General features: G+C 40.7%; 20 protein-coding genes and 1 riboswitch. Of the genes, 3 read left to right on the forward strand and 17 right to left on the reverse strand.

Features of this window, described 5'->3' with window-relative positions; genetic code table 11:
* Positions 1–53: 53 nt before the first annotated feature.
* Positions 54–1,149 (reverse strand): peptide chain release factor 2 gene (gene prfB, locus F968_RS02840; protein ID WP_107880456.1). Its coding sequence is split into 2 segments (ribosomal slippage): positions 54–1,076 and positions 1,078–1,149, totalling 1,095 coding nucleotides; the frame shifts between segments, so codons are not numbered across the junction.
* Positions 1,150–1,541: 392 nt separating this feature from the next.
* On the opposite strand from prfB, the gene F968_RS02845 reads away from it, so the two are divergent.
* Positions 1,542–2,309: a putative porin gene (locus F968_RS02845; protein ID WP_004790036.1), complete on the forward strand. Its 768-nt coding sequence runs from the start codon at positions 1,542–1,544 to the stop codon at positions 2,307–2,309.
* A 49-nt stretch (positions 2,310–2,358) separates the two neighbouring features.
* Here F968_RS02845 and recJ read toward each other — a convergent pair whose 3' ends face one another.
* The 5 genes from recJ to F968_RS02870 form a co-directional block, all read right to left on the reverse strand.
* Positions 2,359–4,059 (reverse strand): single-stranded-DNA-specific exonuclease RecJ, encoded by a 1,701-nt coding sequence (gene recJ, locus F968_RS02850; protein WP_004790037.1) that lies wholly within the window; start codon positions 4,057–4,059, stop codon positions 2,359–2,361.
* Positions 4,060–4,716 (reverse strand): pyridoxamine 5'-phosphate oxidase, encoded by a 657-nt coding sequence (gene pdxH, locus F968_RS02855; RefSeq protein ID WP_004790039.1) that lies wholly within the window; start codon positions 4,714–4,716, stop codon positions 4,060–4,062.
* Between the two features lie 10 nt (positions 4,717–4,726).
* Entirely contained in the window at positions 4,727–6,064 is a 1,338-nt protein-coding gene (gene glmM, locus F968_RS02860; RefSeq protein WP_004790041.1) for a phosphoglucosamine mutase, read from the reverse strand.
* 148 nt (positions 6,065–6,212) lie between these two features.
* Positions 6,213–7,679, reverse strand: a complete 1,467-nt coding sequence (guaB, locus tag F968_RS02865) for an IMP dehydrogenase (protein WP_004790042.1) — start codon at positions 7,677–7,679, stop codon at positions 6,213–6,215.
* Positions 7,680–7,873: 194 nt separating this feature from the next.
* The gene (locus F968_RS02870) at positions 7,874–8,671 is read right to left on the reverse strand and encodes an oxygen-binding di-iron domain-containing protein (RefSeq protein ID WP_004790044.1); all 798 of its coding nucleotides are present in this window, start codon (positions 8,669–8,671) and stop codon (positions 7,874–7,876) included.
* 227 nt (positions 8,672–8,898) lie between these two features.
* Between F968_RS02870 and F968_RS02875 the strand changes: the two genes are divergently transcribed.
* The gene (locus tag F968_RS02875; RefSeq protein ID WP_004790047.1) at positions 8,899–11,037 is read left to right on the forward strand and encodes a TonB-dependent siderophore receptor; all 2,139 of its coding nucleotides are present in this window, start codon (positions 8,899–8,901) and stop codon (positions 11,035–11,037) included.
* A gap of 60 nt (positions 11,038–11,097) precedes the next feature.
* On the opposite strand, the gene F968_RS02880 is transcribed toward F968_RS02875, so the two are convergent.
* The 5 genes from F968_RS02880 to F968_RS02900 all read right to left on the reverse strand — a co-directional run bounded on the left by F968_RS02880 (position 11,098) and on the right by F968_RS02900 (position 17,969).
* A complete protein-coding gene (locus F968_RS02880; protein ID WP_003654075.1) occupies positions 11,098–11,673 on the reverse strand; it encodes a TMEM165/GDT1 family protein in 576 nt (191 codons plus the stop codon).
* A gap of 15 nt (positions 11,674–11,688) precedes the next feature.
* Positions 11,689–11,874, reverse strand: a riboswitch (yybP-ykoY riboswitch).
* Between the two features lie 28 nt (positions 11,875–11,902).
* Positions 11,903–12,181 carry a hypothetical protein gene (locus F968_RS02885; protein ID WP_004790051.1) on the reverse strand — a complete coding sequence of 93 codons (279 nt, stop codon included), beginning with the start codon at positions 12,179–12,181 and terminating at the stop codon, positions 11,903–11,905.
* 149 nt (positions 12,182–12,330) lie between these two features.
* Positions 12,331–14,307 carry a 2-oxo acid dehydrogenase subunit E2 gene (locus F968_RS02890; RefSeq protein WP_004790053.1) on the reverse strand — a complete coding sequence of 659 codons (1,977 nt, stop codon included), beginning with the start codon at positions 14,305–14,307 and terminating at the stop codon, positions 12,331–12,333.
* 2 nt (positions 14,308–14,309) lie between these two features.
* A complete protein-coding gene (gene aceE, locus F968_RS02895) occupies positions 14,310–17,027 on the reverse strand; it encodes a pyruvate dehydrogenase (acetyl-transferring), homodimeric type (protein WP_004790055.1) in 2,718 nt (905 codons plus the stop codon).
* A 249-nt stretch (positions 17,028–17,276) separates the two neighbouring features.
* Entirely contained in the window at positions 17,277–17,969 is a 693-nt protein-coding gene (locus tag F968_RS02900) for a M23 family metallopeptidase (RefSeq protein WP_004790057.1), read from the reverse strand.
* A 107-nt stretch (positions 17,970–18,076) separates the two neighbouring features.
* On the opposite strand from F968_RS02900, the gene F968_RS02905 reads away from it, so the two are divergent.
* A complete protein-coding gene (locus tag F968_RS02905; protein ID WP_004790058.1) occupies positions 18,077–18,517 on the forward strand; it encodes a DciA family protein in 441 nt (146 codons plus the stop codon).
* Positions 18,518–18,614: 97 nt separating this feature from the next.
* Here F968_RS02905 and lpxC read toward each other — a convergent pair whose 3' ends face one another.
* The 6 genes from lpxC to murC all read right to left on the reverse strand — a co-directional run bounded on the left by lpxC (position 18,615) and on the right by murC (position 25,559).
* Positions 18,615–19,517 carry a UDP-3-O-acyl-N-acetylglucosamine deacetylase gene (gene lpxC / locus F968_RS02910; RefSeq protein WP_004790060.1) on the reverse strand — a complete coding sequence of 301 codons (903 nt, stop codon included), beginning with the start codon at positions 19,515–19,517 and terminating at the stop codon, positions 18,615–18,617.
* A gap of 110 nt (positions 19,518–19,627) precedes the next feature.
* On the reverse strand, positions 19,628–20,803 hold the full coding sequence (gene ftsZ, locus F968_RS02915) for a cell division protein FtsZ (RefSeq protein WP_004790062.1): 1,176 nt from the start codon (positions 20,801–20,803) through the stop codon (positions 19,628–19,630).
* Positions 20,804–20,967: 164 nt separating this feature from the next.
* Positions 20,968–22,230, reverse strand: a complete 1,263-nt coding sequence (ftsA, locus tag F968_RS02920) for a cell division protein FtsA (RefSeq protein WP_004790064.1) — start codon at positions 22,228–22,230, stop codon at positions 20,968–20,970.
* A gap of 60 nt (positions 22,231–22,290) precedes the next feature.
* Positions 22,291–23,145 carry a cell division protein FtsQ/DivIB gene (locus F968_RS02925; protein ID WP_004790066.1) on the reverse strand — a complete coding sequence of 285 codons (855 nt, stop codon included), beginning with the start codon at positions 23,143–23,145 and terminating at the stop codon, positions 22,291–22,293.
* A 2-nt stretch (positions 23,146–23,147) separates the two neighbouring features.
* The gene (locus F968_RS02930; protein WP_004790068.1) at positions 23,148–24,074 is read right to left on the reverse strand and encodes a D-alanine--D-alanine ligase; all 927 of its coding nucleotides are present in this window, start codon (positions 24,072–24,074) and stop codon (positions 23,148–23,150) included.
* Between the two features lie 36 nt (positions 24,075–24,110).
* Positions 24,111–25,559, reverse strand: coding sequence for a UDP-N-acetylmuramate--L-alanine ligase (murC, locus tag F968_RS02935; protein WP_004790070.1), 1,449 nt, complete (start codon positions 25,557–25,559; stop codon positions 24,111–24,113).
* Positions 25,560–25,566 lie beyond the last annotated feature (7 nt).

Consider the following 25,566-nt stretch of genomic DNA (forward strand, 5'->3'; position numbering starts at 1 on the left):
AGTTCTACATATTCATAGATGAACTGTATTTAAACTAAAAGTTCAGCAGACTCTTATAAACCTTGTTTTAAGCTCGCCTCAATAAAGCGATCAAGGTCACCATCAAGAACAGCACCTGTATTAGAATTTTCAACGCCCGTACGTAAATCTTTAATACGTGAATCATCTAATACATATGAACGAATTTGGCTTCCCCAACCAATATCAGACTTCGAGTCTTCTAGAGCTTGAGCCGCTTCATTACGTTTTTGCATTTCCAATTCATACAAACGTGCACGTAACTGTTTCCATGCATGGTCACGGTTAGCATGTTGCGAACGCTGGTTCTGACACGCCACCACAATACCTGTTGGAGTGTGGGTCAAACGTACTGCCGAATCGGTTTTGTTAATATGCTGACCACCTGCCCCAGATGCACGGTAAGTATCGGTACGAACATCAGAAGGATTAATATCAATTTCAATATTGTCATCAACTTCTGGTGAAATAAATACCGCAGAGAATGAAGTATGACGGCGGTTACCACTGTCAAATGGTGATTTACGAACTAAACGGTGGACACCTGATTCTGTGCGTAACCAACCGTAGGCATATTCACCTTCAACACGAATTGTTGCAGATTTAATACCAGCGACATCGCCATCAGATACTTCCATAAGCTCTGCTTTGAAGCCATGACGTTCAATCCAGCGCATATACATACGTAAAAGCATAGATGCCCAGTCTTGTGCTTCGGTACCGCCTGAACCTGATTGAATCTCGACATAGCAAGGATTAGGGTCCATTGGGTTACTAAACATACGACGGAATTCAAGTTTAGCCAGTTCATCTTCAGCAGCACTAAGCTCTGACTGAACATCTTCAAGCAAGCTTTCATCATCAGCTTCTACAGCCAAATCTAACATCGCTTTTGCATCTTCAAGTTGTGTTGACAACCCATCCAATACATTAATAACGTTTTCTAGTTCGCCCTTTTCCTTCGCCATCGCCTGAGCACGGCTTTGATCATTCCAAATCGCAGGGTCTTCTAACTCACGTAAAACTTCTTCTAAACGCTCTTTTTTCAGATCGTAGTCAAAGATACCCCCGTAGTGTTTGGCTACGATCAGTTAAGTCTTTCAATTGGTTTAGATAAGGATTAATTTCCACGCGAGTGTTCCCATAAAAGCAGATAAACAGTCGATTATTTTAGCATAGCTGCGGTTATCTTCGAACCTGCTTTGTATTTCTCATTATATTTCGCTCATCTAATTTCTAAATTTTCTTCAGTTCATTTTAAGCTTAACCGGTAACATCCTCATACAAAATTGGGTACTTTTACAGCATTTTTTATGATCTACACAAAATATCCTCAATTTTAATAAAATTAAACATTCTATATTTATATTTTAAAATCAAATATTTAAGTTAAACATATTTACAAAAAAAGCACATAGTTACAGTGCGGTTACTTGTGCAAGATTGACGCTACCCGATTTTCCTCTAGACTAAAAGTTGTAACAAAACATTTATAAAATCGCTTTTTAGAGGGGAGAGATTCCATGAAAAAACTAGCAATTGCATCAGCTCTTTTATCTGCACTCGCAGTAAGTGGCGCAGCAAACGCTTACCAAGCTGAAGTTGGTGGTTCTTACAATTATCTTGATCCAGACAACGGTAGCAGCGTAAGTAAATTCGGTGTTGACGGGACTTATTACTTTAATCCTGTTCAAACTCGTAACGCTCCACTTGCAGAAGCAGCATTTTTAAGCCGTGCAAGTAATGTTAACGCACTTATCAACTATGGCGATAACAGCGGTACTAAAGATACTCAGTATGGCGTAGGTGTTGAATACTATGTTCCTAACTCAGATTTCTACCTTAGCGGTGATGTAGGCCGTAATGAGCGTGAAATTGATAACACCAATATTGATAGCAAAGTAACTACTTATGCAGCTGAAGTAGGTTATTTACCAGCTCCAGGTTTATTACTTGCACTAGGTGTTAAAGGTTACGACGAGAAAGACGGTAAAGACGGCGCTGATCCAACAGTTCGTGCTAAATACGTAACTCAAGTAGGTCAACATGACGTAAACCTTGAAGCGTTCGGTGCGTTTGGTGACCTAGACGAATATAAAGTTCGTGGTGACTACTACATCGATAAAACTTTAAGTCTTGGTGTGGATTACTACAATAACGACTTAACTGATAAAGATGAATTTGGTATTAATGCTAAAAAATTCTTGAATCAACAAGTAAGTCTTGAAGGTCGTATTGGTTTCGGTGACAACGATAACACTTATGGTGTTCGTGCAGGCTACCGCTTCTAATCTTAACCAGAAGTTTATAAAAAAATCCGCTCAAATGAGCGGATTTTTTTTATTGGTTTAAATGCACAATACGCAATTGTAAATTTACATTACCCTTAAATACATTACGGTCAATCTCATAGACCAAATGAACTTCATCTTGCATAGGATTAAATTCAAATCGTCCAGCGGCATTAAAAGCAATCGCATCAAAAGTATATTGATCAAGAGCCAATCTAAGTTTTAAATGTGTTTCTTTAAGCCAGCGATAATCGACAACTTTAAAATGTCCTTCAAACTGAGGAAAAGGGAATTTTTGCCCCCATGGCCCAAGCTGCTCTATCCAATCCAATGTGTCTAGTTGCAAAGCCGAAGCTGGTAATTCCCCATCTGTCCATAAAGTAGCTTGAAACAAAGATTCTTCCATAGCTGCAACACAGGTAGTGAACACTGTTTTAAAAGCATCAAAATTTTCTTTACGTATCGTTAAACCTGCCGCTGCTGCATGTCCACCAAAATGGCTCACCAATTCGGGATGTTGTTCAGCAACCTGTTCAATCGTATCTCGAATATGCACCCCATCAATTGAACGCGCAGATCCTTTAATATGGACACCATCTTCATCTGGTGCAAAGACAATAGCTGGTCGATGAAACTGTTCTTTTAAACGCCCTGCCACGATCCCAATCACGCCTTGATGCCAGTTTTCTTCGAAGAGCACCAGAGCTGGGGGAATATCTTCTTTTGAGAGCTGCAAATTATCTAAAGCAGATAAAGCTTGTTGCTTCATCTCTCCTTCAATTTGTCGCCGCTCTATATTCAACTGATTTAATTGTTGAGCAATCGGGTAAGCTGTTTCCATAGAGTCTGCTAATAAACACTCTATACCGATTCGCATGCTCTCCATACGCCCAGCAGCATTAATACGTGGACCTAAAACAAAACCTAGATCTTGTGCACGCAAAGACGACGCCTCTCGGCCAGCAATATCCAACAGTGCCAATATTCCAACTCGACATTGATGTTGCTGAATCCGCTTCACGCCTGCATCCACTAAAATGCGGTTGTTATAATCTAATACAGCAACATCCGCATAAGTTCCCAAAGCAACCAAATCTAGATATTGAGTGACTTTGCTTGTGCTTTTACCTTGTCTAGTACGTAAACTTGCCAAATTAGCCAGCACATAAAATGCAACACCAACACCAGCAAGCGCCTTACTCGGAAAATCACAGCCTAATTGATTTGGATTCACCACCGCCTCTGCTAGAGGCGTTTCTTTTGTTGTTAAGTGATGATCGGTAATAATAACTTGCATGCCGAGAGCATGGGCTGTATCAACTCCAGCATGGCTGGAAATTCCATTATCAACTGTAATTAATAAATCAGGTTGATAAGTTTGATGTGCAAGCTCTGCAATTGCAGGGGTAAGCCCATAACCGTATTTAAATCGGTCTGGAACTAAATAGTCGACTTGTGCTCCCATATCACGAAGCACCAATACCATTAACGCTGTGCTGGTTGCACCGTCAGCATCATAGTCGCCAACAATAACAATCTTTTTCTGTGCATCAATAGCTTGATCTATTAATGCCACAGCTGTCTCTAATCCCTTGAGCTGTGGGGCCAATAAATTCTTAAGCTTTAATTCTAATTCCTGTTCAGATTCTACTCCACGCCTTGCCAAAATTTCGGCAATAAACGGCGGCACGCCCTGAAATTGTTCAGGGCGTGTCAATAAAGGTCTTTGTTTAATTTGTATTTTTGTCATTTAAGGCATCAGTCGGTGCAGCGTCCATTGACCGTCGATTTTTTCATAACTTAAGCGGTCATGTAAACGATTTGGTCGTCCTTGCCAGAATTCATAATAATCTGGTTGTAGACGATAACCGCCCCAGAATTCCGGCTTGTCAAGCACTTCACGGCTTTCAACTTGCTGTTGTAAGTCTTGAAAACGTTGCTGTAACAGCTCTCGGCTTTCAATTTTACCACTTTGGGGGGTACTGATATGCGCTGCAATCTGGCTATCACGTGGTCGTTTAAGGTAGTATTCTGTAGATTCTTGCTCAGCAATTTTAACTACGCGACCACCCACTCGCACCTGACGTTCTAGACTTGGCCAGTAAAATAATAATTCGGCATATGGATTTTCTGCCAAATCAATACCTTTTTGACTGTCATAATTCGTATAAAAATCATAACCAGCTTCTGTGGCCCCACGTAACAAAACTGTTCTAACATGAGGTCTGCCCTTTGCACTTGCAGTTGCTAATGACATTGCATAGGGTTCATGCAAATTGGCTGCTAGAGCATGATTAAACCAACCAAGAAACTGCTGATGAGGGTTAGATTCAACCTGCCCCTCATGCAACTCACCTTGCTCATAACTTAAGCGTAATTCACTTAAATCTTTAATGACATCACTCATGTCATGCACCTTATGCGACTTGTGCTTGTGAACGAACTGAATCAGCTAAATGCTGAGCTAAAGCTTTCACCTCTTGCTCATCATCACCTTCAACCATGACACGAATCACCGGCTCTGTTCCAGACTTACGAATCAAGATACGTCCACGGCCTTTGAGCTGTGCTTCCGCTTTATCAAATTCAGTAACCAATGCCGGAATAGAATACGGATCAAGCATTTGTTCTAAACGTACGTTCAAAAGAACTTGTGGAAATAATTTAAAGTCTTGAACCAATTCATGAAGAGCCTTATTTTGCTCGACCATTACTGTCAATACTTGAAGTGCGGCGATAATGGCATCACCAGTCGTACTCTTGTCTAAAGTTAGAATATGACCAGAAGGTTCACCACCTATCACCCAAGCATTTTCTTCTAAAGCCTGTAATACATAGCGGTCACCGACTTTTGCACGAACAAAGTTAACGTTTGCTTTTTCAAGTGCAACTTCAAGTGCCATATTACTCATGACAGTACCAACAATACCCGCTGGCTTATTTTGAGCTTGAGTCGCCAAAATATATAAAATATGGTCGCCATCAATTAAGTTACCAAACTTATCCACCATCACAACGCGGTCAGCATCACCATCAAAGGCAATACCTAAATCTGCTTCGTGCTCAACTACTGCTTTTTGTAAGTGTTCAGGATGTGTTGAACCACAGCTCTCATTAATATTTAAGCCATCTGGTTCATTATATAAAGCAACAACTTTTGCCCCTAACTCACGGAAAACTGAAGGCCCGACGCTATATGCAGCACCATGAGCACAGTCCAACACAATCTTTAAATTATTTAAATCAAAGTGGTAAGGGAAAGTAGATTTACAGAATTCAATATAGCGACCATTTGCATCATTTACACGAACACTTTTACCTAAGTTTGCAGTGTCCTCAATGAATAAATCTTTTTCTAATTCCTGATTAATCTCTTCTTGCAATGAGTCTGGTAACTTTTTACCTTCGCTTGAGAAGAATTTAATCCCATTATCATAATATGGATTATGCGATGCAGAAATAACGATGCCTGCATGCGCATGTAAAGCACGGGTAAGATGTGCAATTGCTGGTGTTGGTAATGGACCAAGTAGATGAACATATACGCCAGCAGCGTTTAAGCCTGCCTGCAAAGCAGATTCTAAAATGTAACCAGATAAACGAGTGTCTTTTCCTAATACAACGAGTGGTTTATTTTTTGGACTCGTTCGTTTTAATACCTTCCCTGCAGCAAATCCGAGTTTTAAAGCAAACTCTGGAGTAATAGGCATTTGCCCAAATTTTCCACGAATACCATCCGTTCCAAAATAACTCATAGCTTATCTCATTCTTACGCCACTTCAGGGTGGCTCACTTCATATATGGCAATTCCGCCATATTTCTTTTCGTTAGATTTACTTTACACCAAAAACAAAAAGCCGTCAGTGTAATGACGGCTTTCTTCATTGTTTTGGTTACCAAAATCTAACCAACACGATAGTTTGGAGCTTCTTTAGTAATCGTTACATCATGAACATGTGACTCAGACATACCAGCTGAAGTAATTTTCACAAATTTCGCATTTTGGCGAAGATCTTCAATCACAGCAGAACCGGTATAACCCATCGATGAACGTAAACCACCCATCATTTGATGAACGATGTTACCCATTGGGCCTTTATATGGAACACGGCCTTCGATTCCTTCTGGTACTAATTTCTCAGCACCCGCTTTTGAATCTTGGAAATAACGATCAGCAGAACCAGTTGCTCCCGCCATTGCACCTAATGAGCCCATACCACGATATGCTTTGTAGTAACGACCTTGGAAAAACTCAACTTCGCCCGGCGCTTCTTCAGTACCTGCAAGTAATGAACCAACCATAATCGTACTTGCACCCGCACCGATCGCTTTTGCCATATCGCCAGAGAAGCGGATACCACCATCTGCAATTAAAGGAATTTGATCTTTTAGTGCGCTAGCAACGCTGTCAATCGCAGAAATTTGTGGCATACCAATACCTGCCACAATACGTGTTGTACAGATAGAACCAGGACCAATACCTACTTTTACAGCATCTGCACCTGCATCTAATAATGCTAATGCAGCATCACCAGTTGCAATGTTTCCACCAATCACTTGTACTTGAGGGAAGTTTTGTTTCACCCAACGTACACGTTCAATTACACCAGCTGAGTGACCATGTGCTGTATCAACAACAATTACGTCAACACCAGCTTCAACCAATGCTTCCACACGACTCGGTGTATCAGCACCTGTACCTACCGCAGCACCAACACGTAAACGACCAAGGTCATCTTTACAACTGTTTGGATAGCTTTCAGCTTTGCGGAAGTCAGTCACTGTAATTAAGCCTTTAAGTTCGTTGCTCTCACCAACGACCAAGACTTTTTCAATACGGTGTTTTTGCAATAATGCTTGAATATTTTCTTTAGATTCGCCTTCACGTACAGTGACTAAACGATCTTGACCTGTCATGATGTTGCTAACAGGTTGTTCTAAATTAGTTTCAAAACGCGTATCACGGCCTGTCACAATACCAACAACCTTGCCGTCTTTAACAACAGGTACACCGCTAATGTTATTAGCAGTGGTAATTGCAATCAGTTCACGTACTGTAGTTTCAGGCGTTACAGTGATAGGGTCTTTCACCATACCCGCTTCGAATTTCTTTACACGGCGTACTTCTGCAGCTTGAGCAGCAATATCCATGTTTTTGTGCAAAATCCCGATACCACCATTTTGTGACATCGCAATCGCCATACGTGACTCAGTCACTGTATCCATTGCAGCTGAAACTAATGGGATATTTAAATGAATGCCGCGAGTTAATCGTGTCTTTAAAGAGACATCTTTTGGGAGAACAGTAGAGTAGGCAGGAAGTAATAAGACATCATCGAAGGTTAGCGCTTCTTGAACGATGGTCAGCATAACAATCTCACTGGTAAATTCCGTGAGCTATTATAAACAAATTTCAATGCAATTTTCATATTATCTTTGCCTTTTTCAGCAATAGATGTAGAGCTGCTCTAAATAATTCCCACTTATTATAGTTTTAACGTTATTTTTTAACCCATGTTTTTGCAACCCAGAATTTTATCTGGGTTGATCATTAGACATCATATTTAGGCAGGACAACTAAAAACTTGTTCTGTCATCAAGTCAACACCACAAGGTAAAACCTCAATCCAGTCCAAAAACTGATTAATCATTACTTTGCCAATAAATGGACTGCCATGCTGTGGAACAATCATTTCAATGTCCATCTGGCGGACCATGTTTACCCATAAACGGATAACCTTATTTGAACACATATAGCGTTGGTGAAAAGCTTTCATTTTCAGAACATGCGTATCGAAATCTGTTAAAGGTTGATTAGCATCCTCAACAATCGAAGCGCCCATATCACCAGAAAATAAAATTTTGGCGACTGGATCATAAAACTGAAAATTACCGACCGAATGTAGAAAATGTGCAGGAACCACCACAAGCTTTGACTCCCCCAATTGAATAACTTGGCCACGGTCAGGCAATTCAATAAGACGGTCTTCCCAATTCCCTTTCATACGTTCACTCATAAATGAGGAATTTAGGTGCGGTAGAAAACGTGCCCATAATTTTGACGCCACAACTTTAGCATCGGTATAGACCAACCAGCGTGGCATTGAGGTAATAATGTCCGGATCCTGATGCGAAGCCATCACATAGTCCAGATTTTTCAAACGCGTATATTTATTTAATTCCATCGTTAATGGAACATAGGTTAAATCGCCACCCGGATCGATTACAGCAGCGCGCTCATGATCAATAATTAAAAATTGATTGGCTTGGATACCTTCCCCTTTGACCAAACTGGTAAAACTAATACATTTATGTACGCCATTATCAAATAATATCTGCGATGTTGTTTTTTCAAACCCCATACAACTCCCCAAAAAAACTTTAAATATTAGATATTTTTATATCCATACTAAAATAAAGGGATTCTATAACTCTTGCAATGAATTGCTTTATTTTTCTCATAATATTTTAAAATAGCTTTTGCTTTTCTTATTTTATAAATGAATCATAATGTTATTTAAAATTAACCCACAATAAATTAAAATAATTCTCATTATCAGTTTTATCTTTTGCGCTGTCTAGGCCTCCCATGAACCAAGCACCTTATTTTTCAAGCTCCAAAATATTGTTAGCAGTTGCTATTTTTAGTTCGATGACAGCAAGTCATGCTGATGAAACAGCAGAACAACAAAATTCAACCAGTGTGCTACCCACAATTTCTATTCAGGCACAAAAAGAACCCACCTCTCCCTATGTCGCAATAAAAGCAGCCTCTGCCTTAAAATCAGATGCCCCCTTATTTAAAACTGCTCAGTCGGTTTCGGTAGTGACCCGCGAACAGCTCGACCAAAAACAAGCAAAGACTCTTGCAGATGCAATTGAAGGTGTTGCAGGTGTCGGTGCGGGAAAACTTGGTCGTCGTGGTTGGGATGATTTCATTATCCGTGGACAAACTTCTTCTGATCAAATTTTTATAGATGGTTTACGCCAAGCTCAGCAAAACACCTTTGTTGCCGCAGAAATATCAGGTATGGATCAGGTCCAAATTTTAAAAGGCCCAGCTTCGGTTAATTTTGGATTAGTACAGCCAGGTGGTATGGTCAACTTAGTGACTAAACGCCCTCAAGCTGAAAGCTTTGCTCGGGCCACTATGACTTATGGCAGTTATAATCTTAAGGAAGGGACATTCGATTTAAACTATAGTCCAAATAATACTGAAAAAGGCGCATTTCGTTTAAATGGTCGTATCTCTGACCAAGATGACCCAACAGATTATGTGTATTTTAAAAATTACTACATCTCCCCCTCTTATAATTTCGACTTAGGAGATAACACTGACCTCTCTGTCATCGCAAGTTATCAGCACCGCGAATATATTCGTCAGCAAGGCTTGCCTGTGATTGGAACATTAAAAGACAATCCTAATGGAAGTTTGCCTAAAGACTTATTTATTGGTGAACCGAGTTATGGAGCTTATGATGCTGATGTCTTCCGTACAGGTTATAACTTTAGGCACGCTTTTGATAACGGTTGGGAATTTAAGCAAAATTTTGCAATTCAAAAAACAGAAATGATTGGTCCTGCGGTATTTTATAACGGTTGGACCGATAAAAACTATACAACACTTAAACGTCAAGCTCGCTATCAGGATGTTAGTAACCTAAGTTTCTCAATCGATAATAATGTCCAAAAGACTTTTCAGATTGCTGATATGGCACATCAGATAACGATTGGACTAGATGGTCTACAAGACAAAAATGATTATCTAAATAATCGCTGTACTGCCACAAATTTAAATCTCTATTCACCACAATACGGCACTACAGTTACTTGTCCGGAAAAAGCCACAAACCATGATATTAACCGCCTAAAGTATATGGGGTTATATTTACGTGACCGTATTGAGATTAATGACCAACTTGTTTTAAATCTCGCAGGTCGCCAAGATTGGGCTCAAACACAAACTGTAGATTTAGTTAAAAATACCAATACAAAAAAATCAGAAGAGGCTTTCACGGGTAACGCCTCATTGTTATATACAATTAATGATATAGTGGCGCCTTATGTCAGCTATGCCACCTCGTTCTTCCCAACTAGCGGCTCAGACTCTGCCGGAAAGACTTTTGATCCTGAAAAAGGTAAACAAGTTGAAGTTGGAATGAAACTACAAAGTCCTGATCAGCGGATACAAGGTAGCATTGCCTTGTATGATTTAAAACGTCAAAATGTTTTAGTCAACGATCCAACTACTACTAATACTACTTTCAAAATACAGCGCGGTGAACAGTTAACTCGCGGTATTGAGACTGAGTTAAATGCAGATGTATTAGAAGGCTTAAAATTAACGGCTGCATATACCTACACCATTGATGCTGAAATTAGTAAAGATGCAAACTCAAGCAATGTAGGAAAAGCACTCGATAATATTCCTGAGCATGCTTATAGCTTGTCAGCACGTTATAAATTTGACCCAGAATCAAAACTTGGTTGGTATGTTGGCGGTGGATTCCGTGGCGAAACATATAAAACTGTCGATGGCTTAGATATCCACATTCCGGGCTATACAGTCTTTGACACTGAAGCTGGCTATGACGCTGGACATTGGGGTGCTCAACTTGCGATTCGTAATTTATTTGATAAAGATTACTATGCAGGTGCCTTAAATGAAAATATGGTGACTTTAGGTAATCCACGTCAAATTAACTTCACAGTGAAATTTAACTATTAAAATAATTCACAAAAAAACGCACTCAATTCGAGTGCGTTTTTTATGGTAGCTTTAAATGCTTTAGAAGAAATAATGCTGCACTAAAGTAGAGACACCTACAATTAAGAAAATAGCAGCACCAATTTTATGGATAAGTGAGATAGATAAACGTTCAGCTAATTTATTACCAATAAATACAGCTGGTGCATTGGCAATCATCATACCTAAGGTTGTACCTAACATCACCCAGAAAATGCTGTCATAACGTGCAGCTAAAGCAACTGTCGCAATCTGAGTTTTATCACCAATTTCTGCTAAGAAAAACAGGATAAAGGTTGCACCAAAAACACCAAATTTTTGCCATCTATTAATGCTATCTGTTTCATCATCTAGCTTATCTGGAATAAGCATCCAGAACGCCATACCTATAAAACCACCCGCAAGTACCCAAACTAAAATTTCGGGACTCAAAACGGTTGTAATCCACTGCCCAAGCACAGCAGAGATACCATGGTTAATTAAAGTTGCTAAAAGAATCGCAATGAGAATAGGGATTGGCTTACGGAAACGTGCAGACAGTAAAAGGGCCAACAATTGAGTTTTATCACCCATTTCAGCTAGGGCAACAATCGAGGTAGAAATCAGAAATTCTTGCATATCGTTTCTCTGGCTAGCATAAATGCCCATGACCTACCGCTCCTGCTAGCCAAATATCTGCAGAGTGGTAAATCAAAGGTCTTGCCAACTCGGAAACGATGAGACGTTTAAGCTATGATGACCATGTTCTGTTGAACAATTATGTTGATCATCACCTATTCATTCAGAAATGAATAGCGGCTACTCCCCAATGAAGTATGTGTTTATTATATTCGAGCAGTTCTATTTTTCAAACAAAAAATTTTATCCATGCCCACACTAACAACCGACCTAAGCCCAATAGTAAGGCTAAACAAATACTTAAGTTAATAAACCCAAAATTGTTAATGCCTGCTACATGCTGTGATTGAAATTCAAATGGCAAAATAAGCATTGCTACAAATACTTCCAACCCCATTGCAACATAGGTCATCCATTCCCAAGGAAAGTGTAAAACACTGATCCATACCCCCATTAATAAAAATACAATCAATAGGATTGGTACCATGATTTTTAAAAAACCCGCCATTTATTATTTCTCCTTTACCTAATAACGAGAAATTTCTCCCCTCTCTCGATAATTCATATCTAATCTTTAGATTAACCTAAAACCAATTAAATTAAATACCAAAATAAAAACCCCGCCGAAGCGAGGTTTTAATGATTCATTTCAAAATATTAGATTAATAAAGTACGAATATCTTTAAGAAGTTTCGTAAGTTTATTGGTAAAGCGAGCAGCATCTGCACCATTAATTACACGGTGGTCATAAGACAACGACAACGGCAACATTAAGCGTGGATCAAAGTCTTTACCATTCCAAACCGGTTGCATCGTTGCAGGTGAAATACCCAAAATCGCAACTTGCGGCCAGTTTACAAGTGGTGTAAATGCTGTACCACCAATTGCCCCTAAACTTGAAATGGTAAAATTCGCACCTTGCAAGTCTTTCGGTGTTAATTTCTTATCACGTGCTTTTTGACCTAACACACCCAATTCAACTGCAATTTGCTTAATTGATTTTTGGTCTGGGTTACGAAGTACTGGCACAGTTAAACCATCAGGTGTTGCTACCGCAATTCCCATATGGATTTCATTGCGCAAGAGCACTGATTTACCGTCATCAGATAGATGACCTGCGAACTCACGCTCTTCTTTCAACAAATACGCAACCGCTTTGATAATGAATGCCATAATCGTCAGGCTGATACCTTCTTTTTTGAAGTTGCCTTTCAGCTCATTACGCCAATCTTCTAACTCAGTAATGTCAGCCAAATCAAACTGGGTGACTTGCGGAATAAAGTTGTTCAATGACAATTGCGGAATTGATACTTGCTGCAAACGCGTCAGTACTTTTTCTTCCACGCCACCAAACGCAGTGAAGTCAGGAAGCTTTGGCAAACCTGAAACTGCTGGTGCAGCCGCAGCTACTGGAGCCGCTTGTGGTGCAGTTAAACGAGTCTTCACATAAGCAAAGATATCTTCTTTAATCACACGACCATGTTCACCAGAAGTTTTAACTTGTGATAAAACCACACCAAGTTCACGAGCAAGCTTACGAACAGCAGGGCCAGCATAAACTTTAGCGTTTTCAGCTTCTTGCTCTTTCGTTAACTTATCACTACCAGAAACTGGAGCAGATACAGCCTGAGTCGGAGCAGGAGCTACCGCTTTAGGTGCTGAAGCTTGTGCTGCCAGAGCCGCTACTTCTGCTTTTGGCGCTGGAGCTGCCGCAGGCGCTTGGCCTTCAGCTTCAATTGTTGCAAGTAATATACCTTGTGAAACCTGTTGGCCTACTTGCAAGTGAATCGCTTTCACAACGCCAGCAACAGTACTTGGAACTTCAACAGTCGCTTTATCTGACTCAACCACAACAAGGCTTTGGTCTACATCAACTTTATCGCCAACTTGTACCAAAATTTCAGCAACAACTGCTTTATCTACACCCAGATCAGGAACGTTAATATCAACTGGACCAGATTGAGTAGCAGCTGCAGCTACAGTTTCTTGTTGAACTGGTGCAGGCGCTGCCGCTGGGGCTGCTGTAGAAGCAGGAGCTTCAACTGGCGCACTTGATGCAGATGTTGTTTTCACTTTAATGAGCACAACACCTTCTTTAACTGTATCGCCTTCTTTAACTTGAATGCTTTCTACAGTACCAGCAACACTGCTTGGCACTTCTACAGTTGCTTTGTCAGATTCAACAACAACGATGCTTTGCTCAACATCGATTTGCTCGCCAACTTTTACTAAAATTTCACCAACTAGTGCTTTTTCAACACCAATATCTGGAACTTGAACTTCAACCACTTGGCTAGTGGTTGCAGCTGCTGGTTGTGCAGCAACTTGTGGAGCTGTAGCAGGTACTTCTTTTTCAGCTGCTGGTATAGGTTTTGCAACTTCTTCTGCTTGAGCTACAGGTGCAGCACCCTCAGCTTCAAGTTCAAACAATACCGTACCTTCAGTTACGCTATCGCCTTCTTTGATCAAGATGCTTTTCACTACACCTGCTGAAGTGCTAGGCACTTCAACAGAGGCTTTATCTGACTCAAGCAAAACAAGGCTGTCATTTTCAGCAATGCTATCGCCAACTTTTACCAAAATTTCAGCAACAACTGCTTTATCTACGCCAATATCAGGGGTCTTAATTTGCATGCTTAGTTCCCCTCACCTGTTTGCGCTTCATGGTATTCAGCAACTGCTTGAACTTCTGGATGTGCTTGTGGAGCCCATGCCACTGGACGATCAGTATCTAACTCAAAGTTAGAAATTGCATCTTTAACTAAACGTGCATCGACCTCACCTTCGTCAGCTAATTTTTTTAAAGTAGCAACAACGATATGTGCAGCGTCAACACCAAAGAAACTACGTAAGTTAGCACGTGTATCTGAGCGACCATAACCATCTGTACCCAACGCAACAAATGGACGACCATCTGGCAGATAAGCACGGATTTGTTCGCTATAAGCACGCATATGGTCTGTTGCTGAAACAACAATACCTTCTGTACCACGTAACTGTTTAGATACCCAAGACTCTTTTACTTCTTCAGTAAGTGGGTGTAAGCGGTTGTATTCTTCACATGCCATACCATCACGCGACAATTCATTGAAGCTTGTTACACTCCAAACGTTTGAATGGATTTGATATTCATCACGTAAGATTTTCGCAGCTTTGATCACTTCACGAAGAATTACACCTGAACCAAGTAATTGAACAGTTGCTTTTTCATCTTTTTCGAACAAGTACATACCACGTTTAATGCCTTCCTCAGCGCCTTCAGGCATTGCAGGATGCTCGTAGTTTTCATTCATTACAGTTAGATAATAGAACACACGCTCTTGGTTCACATACATACGTTGTAAACCGTCATGTACGATTACAGCTAATTCGTAACCGAAACATGGGTCATAAGATACACAGTTTGGAATCGTGTTCGCCAAGATATGTGAATGACCATCTTGGTGCTGTAAACCTTCACCGTTCAATGTAGTACGACCAGCAGTTGCACCTAACAAGAAACCTTGAGCTTGTGCATCGCCCGCAGCCCACGCAATGTCACCAATACGTTGGAAACCAAACATTGAGTAGTACATGTACATTGGAATCATTGGCAAGTTATTCGTTGAATAACTTGTTGCCAACGCAGCCCATGCGCTCATGGCACCAGCTTCGTTAATCCCTTCTTGAAGCATGTGACCATCACTTGCTTCACGGTAATGCATTAACTGTTCTTGGTCTTCTGGGGTATATTTTTGACCGTGAGCAGCATAAATACCAAGCTGACGGAACATACCTTCTAAACCAAATGTACGTGCTTCATCTGGAACGATTGGCACTACGCGGTCTTTAATTGCTTTTTCTTTAAGTAAAGCAGCAATTAAACGAACCATCACCATAGTGGTAGATTGCTCTTTACCACCTGAACCGTTTAATACTGCATCAAATACAGATAATTCAGGAATCGCTAAAATTTCACTCTCTTTACGACGTGCAGGTAGGTAACCACCTAATGCTTCACGACGCGCCTTCATGTACTTCATTTCTGGAGAGTTTTCACTTGGGCGATAGAATGGAAGCTCTTCTAATTTATCATCTGTAAATGGTAGGTTAAAACGGTCACGTACATATTTTAGAGAGTCGATCTGCATTTTTTTGATTTGGTGAGTTTTATTCACCGCTTCAATTTCTTCAGACAAACCATAACCTTTAACAGTTTTCGCAAGAATAACTGTTGGTTGACCTTTGGCTTTCATTGCTTCTGCGTAAGCAGCAAAAACTTTATAAGGGTCATGACCACCACGGTTAAGATTATCGATGTCTTCATCGCTTAAATCTTTTACAAGTTCCGCAGCTTCTGGATACTTGCCAAAGAATTTTTCACGTGTATATGCACCACCTTTCACTTGATAGCGTTGGTATTCACCATCAACAGTTTCTTCCATTACCGCTTTTAAAGCGCCTGTGTTGTCTTTTGCAAGTAGCGGATCCCAATGACGGCCCCATACCACTTTAATGACACGCCAGCCCGCACCACGGAATAAAGATTCCAATTCTTGAATGATTTTACCGTTACCACGTACAGGACCATCTAGACGCTGTAAGTTACAGTTAACAACCCAGATCAAGTTATCAAGTTTTTCACGACCAGCAAGTGAAATTGCACCAGTACTTTCTGGCTCATCCATCTCACCATCGCCAAGATAAGCCCAGACTTTACGATTTTCTTCTTTGATCAAGCCACGGTTCATCAAATACTTTTGAATGTGTGCTTGATAAATTGACATAATTGGACCAAGACCCATTGATACAGTTGGGAATTGCCAATAGTCTGGCATTAAATATGGATGTGGATAGCTTGGTAAACCGTTACCGCCAACTTCACGGCGGAAATTACTTAACTGTTCTTCAGTTAAACGCCCTTCAAGGAATGAACGTGCATAAATACCAGGAGCACAGTGTCCTTGGTAATAAATCATATCTCCGCCAAAGTTATCACTGTTTGCACGGAAGAAATGGTTAAAACCTACGTCATATAATGTTGCACTTGATGCGAAGCTCGCCAAGTGTCCACCTAAATCATCACCTGTTTTATTCGCACGAAGTACCATTGCTAAGGCATTCCAACGAATCAATGCACGAATACGGCGTTCCATATCTTGGTCGCCTGGCATTGCAGGTTGTTCTTCAACAGAAATTGTATTTAAGTAAGGTGTATTGAGACGTTGAATTGGAACATGCTTAGCAATTGCTTGTTGGTAAAGTTTTTCCAATAAGAATGCTGCGCGCTCAGTTCCCATATGTTGTAAAACTGAATCGAATGCATCTTGCCACTCTTGGGTTTCTTGTGCATCGGAGTCACCGTAAAACGCCATAATTCACCTGTTCCTTGTTCTTTAATCTACTTTGTATTTTTACCACGTTTTACCCCTCTCTAGTTATTGCCACGGGTGAATGTGAGGGGGGTCTATTATTTTCTGAATGAATAGTCATTGACCGAGCATTAAACAAAATAACAAAAAAACGCCAATAATGGCGTTTTTTTATACAATCTTTACGTTAAAAAAGGTTTAGGCTAATTTCGGATTCATAAATTTAATAACCTTAACTTTTTAACTATGCTTTTAAGGAAGCATCGCCAAGTAAGTAGTTGGATTCTTACGTTGACCATCTTTTACTACTTCGTAGTGCAAATGTGGGCCAGTACAGCGACCAGTACAACCTACATTAGCAATATGCTCACCAGCAGATACTTGGTCGCCTACACGTACCATTAAGCGCGAAGCATGAGCATAGCGTGTTAAGTAACCATTCCCATGGTTAATTTCAACATATTGACCATAGCCAGTACCCCAGCCAGATTTCGTTACAATACCTGGGCCTGTTGCATAAATTGGCGTGCCACTCGGAGCAGCCATATCTAAACCACCATGATGTTCTGCACGACCACCCATGGTGCGACCACCGAAGTTTGAAGAAACTCGTACAGTATCAGGAAGAGGATGAGAAACTAACCAAGAGTAAGCATTTGAAGAAGAGGTATTAAAAGAATTCTTTGCGCTCGCATTGCCATATTTTTTTGCGAGCGATTCATTGTTGAGCTCAACCGGTTTTTGGCGTAAGGTCACTGAAACTTTCGCACTTGCCGGAAGATCTAAATCATCAGGATGGGTGTATGAACCTTGAGATAATGTTTTTGATAGTTGTTCCAATCGATCTGAATCAGTAGATTGGTTAATTGTTTGATAATCTGCAAAAGCAACTGATGCTGCCGAAGCGGCAAGTGAAAACGCTAATAAAATACGACGCGTGTGCATAAAAACCTCTTGAAACTGTTCTTACTCAAGTTCCTTATGATCTCTTCCTTGATATCAATCGAAATGAACGCTTAAGATGAAGACAAGAATCTATCAGAGAATGATCCATGTCTAAACCCGATAACGTTTTTCAACAAACCGGAAAACACATAAAAACAGGAAACCTTACGTTTCTAACAACGCAAGTCGCGCAATGGCAAAGACTTACGAAAATAATCCAACCCTTATTGCCCCAACCGGAACAATGGCAGGTCGTGTGTTATCAAAATGGTTCTTTAATCATTACTGGTGAAAATCAGGCGATGATTAGTCAACTCAGTTATTTACAGAACCAATATGTATCTAAATTATCTCAACTTGAAGGGTTAAAAGACTTACAAAGAATTCAGGTTCGCTTGAGAAATAAAAATACTCCAAATCCACCCTCATCTGAGCCCTCTAAACCCATCCCCCCGGAAACACAAGAAATGTTACGTAGTGCAGCCGACTTTGTGAGCGACCCTAAGCTTAGCCAAGCTTTACTACGTTTGGCAAGCAATAAAAAATAATGAGCTTTCTATTTCTTAATTAGAATCGTTCTTGTTATGTGATAATAATCACACTTTGCAATGTTACAATATAACGTAGCCAAGTAAAGACAATGACTTATGTCACACTGACATATGGAATTGGACATTCATTCTCGTCATTAAATGTTACAATTTCATAATTACTCGGATCACTTTGAACATTGCGTAACAACTGATTATTTAAAGCATGTCCCGATTTATAGCCATCAAACTTGGCAATAATTTGATGACCAAGTAAATACAAATCACCTACTGCATCCAAAATCTTATGTCTCACAAATTCGTCAGCGAAACGTAAGCCTTCTTCGTTCACAACCCCTGTATCATCTACACCAATGGCATTATCTAAACTTGCACCTAAGGCTAAGTTATTTGCTTTGAGGTAATCTAGATCTTTCATAAAACCAAAAGTACGAGCTTCACTGACCTCATATACAAAAGTTTCAGTAGAAAAGTCGATAGTGGCAGATTGATATTCTTTAGCAAATGCCGGATGGTCAAAATCAATTGTAAAATTTAACTGGAAACCATTATGTGGGCTAAAAATCGCTTTTTTATCATCTATTAGTGCTTCAACTGGTTTTAATATTCTTATAAATTTTTTCGGCGCATCCAGCTCACGCAATCCACCCTGCATTAACAGGTAAATAAATGGACCGGCGCTTCCATCCATAATCGGAACTTCGGACGCAGATACCTCAACAATAAGGTTATCAATTCCTAAACCTGCAATTGCGCTCATTACATGCTCAATCGTTCCAACTTTTATATCTCCAATCACTAAATTGGAGCACATAAAAGCTTCTTGAATGAGCAATGCATTTGCATGGATTTCAACGGGTGGGTCTAAATCGATACGACGAAATACAATACCTCCATCCGCGGTATGTGGAATGAAATTGATCATCACTTTTTGACCGCTATGAAGACCTATTCCACTCGCTTTTACCACACGATTGAGAGTACGTTGTTTCACCATGCTTTGTAACTTCTTTTTTAAAACCGCTATACGTTAGCATATTTAGTCATTGATCAAAAACAAAAAAAGGCAGTGTTTAAACACTGCCTTTTTTAAAATTTAATAATTTTTTACTTACGTTGCTGATTTTTCAAGTAATCTTGAATACTCATCGGAGAAGAACGCGGAGAAGAACTTGCGTTGCTGCTCACTTCATTGTCTGCATTTTGACGCTTATTAATAGCAGGAACGTCATCTTCATCAACAGATTGAGCTGCTTGAGACGTTGCATGACTTACTGTATTACGTTTTCTCGGTTCTGCATCTGCTGCATTACGAGTTAAACCAGTTGCAATTACTGTTACACGTAATTCATCACGCGCATCCGGATCAAATACTGTACCGTAGAAAATTTCACCTTCATCAAGGTCAACAATCTGGTTCACAACATCAGTAATGATTTCAGTTTCGCGTAGAGTAATATCATCACCACCAGTAATGTTAATCAACACACCTTTAGCATTAATAATATTTACGTTATCAAGCAATGGGCTACGAATAGCCTGTTCAGCTGCTTGACGTGCACGATCTTCACCACGACCTAAACCAGCACCCATCATTGCGTAACCACGAGTACTCATTGCAGTTTTCAAATCGGCGAAGTCAAGGTTAATGTGACCACGGTTTACAACAAGGTCAAAGATACTACGTACAGCGTTTAACAATACATCATCAGCTTTTTTATAAGCATCTTTCATTGAAATATCGCCATATACGCTAAGTAAGCGTTGGTTCGGGATAATAATCAATGAATCAACATGGGCTTCAAGCGCTTCAATACCGCGTTCAGCAGATTTTAAACGGCGGCGGCCTTCAAAGTTAAATGGAGTTGTTACAACACCAACAGTCAAAATACCCATTTCTTTGGCAACTTCAGCCACCACAGGAGCCGCGCCTGTACCCGTACCACCACCCATACCAGCGGTAACGAATACCATATCCGTACCTTCAAGATGGTGACGAATAATTTCACGGCTTTCTTCTGCTGCAACTTGCCCAACTTCAGGGTTAGCACCAGCACCTAAACCACGTGTACTTTGCTCGCCTAACTGAATTTTGAAAGGTGCATTCATACAGTCTAGTGCTTGTTTGTCTGTATTGGCACAAACGAATTTAACACCTTGAATATCAGACTGCACCATATGTTGAACGGCATTACCGCCACCACCACCTACACCAAATACAGTGAAACGGGCTTGACCGTTGCCATCGTTTAGTTCATCTTCTATAAATTCAAATGAGGCCATGACCTTTAGGGTTCCTAATACATTATGGCAGTCACTTCAGCCCGTATACTGCCTTGATTTTCAAAAATAACTAATTTTAAGAATGCTGTGCAATACAAACCTTGTCAAGTACAGTGGTTTTCTCTTACAACTTCCTAACAATTCTACCAATAAATCCATACATCCTAAAAAATGGCTTTTAGCTTGCTATTAAATGCATTCCAGCCATTTACCATTCGCTCCCATACCGAACGGTCATTTGCCTCTTCAGGCTCTTCAACAGCTTCTTGCAACTCACTTTGGCTAAACATGAGCAAACCAGCTGCTGTTGCATACATCGAACGACGTAATGCTGCCTGATGTTGATCATCAGCATAAACCTGTAACGGCGGATTACCCAAATGGGCAGATACCCCCAACATACGGCGAGCTAAACTCACCATACCTTCGATTTGACAAGCATCCCCTGTCAACACTACACCATGGTATAAACCATGAATTGCACCGCTGTTTTCGAGCTCATCGCGAATCTGGCTAAAGATCTCTTCATAGCGGGCAATAATAATTTCTGACAACTCAATTCGACTAATAGTTTGAGGGCCATCAATTCCTTCTACCTGAATCATGTGATCTGGCTTAACAGCACTTAAATCAACACAACCATACAGAATTTTAATACGCTCAGCTTCTTCTGTTGTAGTTTGCAATACAGCAGCAATATCACGCGTAACGTGCTCACCACCGCGTTGCAATGTACGTGCCAGAGCCAAACGTCCATCTAGATAAACCGCAAGATTGGTAATGCCTGCGCCAATATCGACCAGACAAACCCCATACTCTTTTTCATCTTTAAGCAAGCTTGCCTCAGCGGTTGCCAGACAAGATACCACCATTTTTTCAACCCCGATATTTGCACCTTTCATAGCGCGATCAAGGTTTTGCATAGTCGCAATCGGCATCATCATTAACTGATAATGTCCGGTCATACTATGGGCAGTCATATTAATTGGATTCTGCACCCATTCAGCAGAATCACCTAATTCAAAGCCTAACGGCACTGCACTTGCTAAATAGTAATCAGAAGTCACATGACTTGCTTTTGCCAATTCTAACGCGCGCACGACTTCATTTGTTGTAATAACATGTGCAGGATTAGCAACTGGTGTGCGGCCAGAGGCATAAAAACTTTGCAACTCGGTACTCGGAATCGATACCCATGCGCTATGAATGCGACATTCGGCCATATTTTCCGCTTCAGCGACAGCATTTTTAATCGCAGCGATAACTTTATCGAGGCTTACGATTTTTCCTTTATTCATGCCACGATTGCGAGCAGTTGCCATACCGATAACTTGAATGTTATCCGGCGCATGAATTTTTCCAATCAAAACTGAAACTTTATGCGTCCCAATGTCAATCGCAACAACTGAGGGAACAGCTTCATTCATCACTCATACCATTTCTTTGTTGTTTAATACCAGGCAAATTGCCTATTTTAAAGCCACGTATTATGGCTTTGCTTTTGTTCCACCTGCAATGCTTGTGTCATCAATCGTTACAACAAACTGACCATTCACAATTTTAGGTGGTGTTGCGTTCTTCCATTGAATAGATAATCCATTACGATATCGCAAATCAATGGCTGAGATTTTCGGCCACACTTGTTTTAAGTCAGATTGTGCCAGATGGCTTAAACGTTGCAACTTATTCATTGTTTGATCTTGGTCAACAATAATTCGTAAACCTGAGTCAAACTGCATAAACCAAGTCATTCGCTCCGTCAGATATAACTCTTTTAGACGCAAATTGGCAGGATGGAATAATTGATTGATTTCATTATAGCGTCGCATCATCATTTTCGACTGGCTTACCGGACCATGGAGTAACGGAAGCTCAGGATGAATAGTCGGCTCTGCCTCACTGAATACATCGCCTCCATCGCTTAACAAGCGACCTGTTCCCCAACGGGCGATGGCATGTCGAGGCATGACACGAACACGAATACCATTGGGCCAAGCACGAGAAACGACAACTCGGTCTACCCACGAAATTTCTAATGTTTTATCTCGAATCTGTTCTAAATCAGATGTGAAATAATTCGCTTTTATAATTGGAGCAACATGCTGCATCACTTGTTGGGTTTCAACTGAAGACGTCGATCCCACAACCTCTAGCTTTGCAACTGTTGCATCTGTAATAACTTTATATAGCCCATAAATTCCGACTGCCAGCACTACAAAAGCAATAACCAACAGCACCCATCCACCAGCATTTGCAAGCTTCTGCTTACGTGTAGGTGGTTTATCATGAATAGAGGTGATGGCCGCACGTTTACGGCGCATGGAAGCCGGAAGTTGTGCCATATTTAAGCCGTACCTTCCAATGTTTGCTCAAGAATGGCAACACACAATTCATCAAAACTATAGCCAACAGCTTTCGCAGCTTTTGGAACTAAAGAATGGCTGGTCATACCTGGCACAGTGTTTACTTCTAAAAGCCAAAAATTACCCTGCTCATCCTGCATCGCATCAATACGACCCCAGCTTTCTGCACCAACTGCCTGAAAAGCGCGTAAGCACAATGCTTGAAGGCTCTTCTCTTCTGTCTCACTGAGACCACAAGGAATACCATACTCTACATCATTACGTTGATATTTCGCTTCATAGTCGTAGAAAGCAACGTCTGCTGGTGGTTGTAAACGAATAACCGGTAAAGGCTGACCATTTAGGAATGAGATTGTAAATTCACGACCTGTGATCCACTTTTCTGCCATCACAACAGCATCGTGCTGAGTCGCCTTCTCAATTGCAGCAGCAAAGTCTTCTGCTTTCTCAACCTTACTCATGCCGACACTTGAGCCTTCATGCACAGGTTTGATAATTACCGGTAAGCCTAACTCAGCAATCACCGCATCTAAATCTGTTTCTTTAGTAATAATGCGATATGGCGCTGTAGGTAAATCACTACCTTGCCAGATTTGCTTGGTTTTGACTTTATCCATGCCAATCGCAGAACCTTGCACACCTGTTCCTGTATAAGGCAGATTTAACCATTCAAGCACGCCTTGAATCTGGCCATCTTCACCACCACGACCATGTAATACAATAAATGCACGATCATAATTTACAAGGTCAGTCACACTGCGGTCTTGCGGATCAAATGCTTCAGCCTGAACACCTGAACGCAATAAAGCGTCCAGAACTGCCTGACCACTATCTAAAGACACAGCACGCTCAGCCGATTTCCCACCAAATAGCACGGCAACTTTGCCGAATTTTGTAGCATTTGACACGTTTAAATCCTTAACCCGATAATTCAATATTTTTGTTTATTTCACATATAAATGGTGTTGTGCAAGTTCTACAGAAATTGCTCCCACGTTACCCGCACCTTGCGTTAATAACAAGTCATTTGGTTGTAACACATTTTGCATGATGTTTTGCAAATTACCTTCAACCGGATCAACCAAAATCGGTTCTACCTGTCCACGTAAACGAATACTACGCGCTAGAGTCCGACTGTCTGCACCTACAATAGGTTTTTCACCGGCAGGATAAACTTCCAATAATAATAATTGATCGACCTGAGAAAGCACTTCAATAAAGTCATCAAAACAATCGCGCGTACGAGAGTAACGGTGTGGCTGGAATAACATTACCAAACGACGATCCGGATGGCTCTGACGAGCCGCTTTAATAGTTGCTTCTACTTCTTTCGGATGGTGTCCATAGTCATCAACTAACTTAACGTTACCATCAGCAAGTTCGAATTCACCTTGCACTTGGAAGCGACGACCAACACCACTAAATCCTGCTAAAGCACGGCTAATTGCGTCATCGGAAACACCTTCATCAGTCGCAACACCAATCGCAGCCAAAGCATTTAAAATATTATGCAAACCTGGTTGATTAATCGTTAAACGTAGCGGCTCACGACCTTTACGCAACACAGTGAAGTGTGAACGCATACCATCTTGTTCAACATCAATTGCTCGAATGTCGTTGTCTTCATTAAAACCATAGGTAATGACCGGACGGCCTACACGCGGCATAATTTCACGAATGTTGGCGTCATCACCACAAACAACAGCCAAACCATAAAATGGTAAGTTATGAAGGAACTGTACGAACGTATCTTTTAATTTATCAAAGCTACCTTCATAGGTATCCATATGATCAGCATCGATATTCGTTACAATCGCTGCCATTGGTTGCAAATAAAGGAAAGATGCATCTGATTCATCAGCTTCAGCTACGATGAAACGGCTTTCACCTAATGCAGCATTTACGCCTGTACTGTTAAGTAAACCACCAATGACATAAGTTGGATCAAGGTTTTCTTCAGCCAACATAGTCGTTAAAAGACTTGTAGTTGTCGTTTTGCCATGTGTACCAGCTACAGCAATACCATGACGGTAACGCATAAGCTCACCTAGCATCTCTGCACGGCGTACGATTGGAGTACGTTGCTCAATCGCTGCTTTAATTTCCGGATTTTCTGGATCAATCGCTGTAGAAACTACAAGCACATTGGCATTTTTAATATTTTCCGCTTGATGGCCGATATAAACCTTGATGCCATTTTGCTCTAATTGTTCTGTAGTTTTAGATGCTTTAATGTCTGAACCGGAAATTTTATAACCTTGGTTACCCAATACCTCTGCAATGCCACACATCCCAGCACCGCCGATCCCCACAAAATGAATGTGTTTGATACGGCGCATTTCAGGCACTTTAATCAGTTTTTTTGCTTGGTTCGCAGCTGTTGATGGAGACATAGTAAAT

The sequence above is a fragment of the Acinetobacter sp. NIPH 817 genome (genome assembly GCF_000368405.1).
Classification (GTDB): domain Bacteria; phylum Pseudomonadota; class Gammaproteobacteria; order Pseudomonadales; family Moraxellaceae; genus Acinetobacter.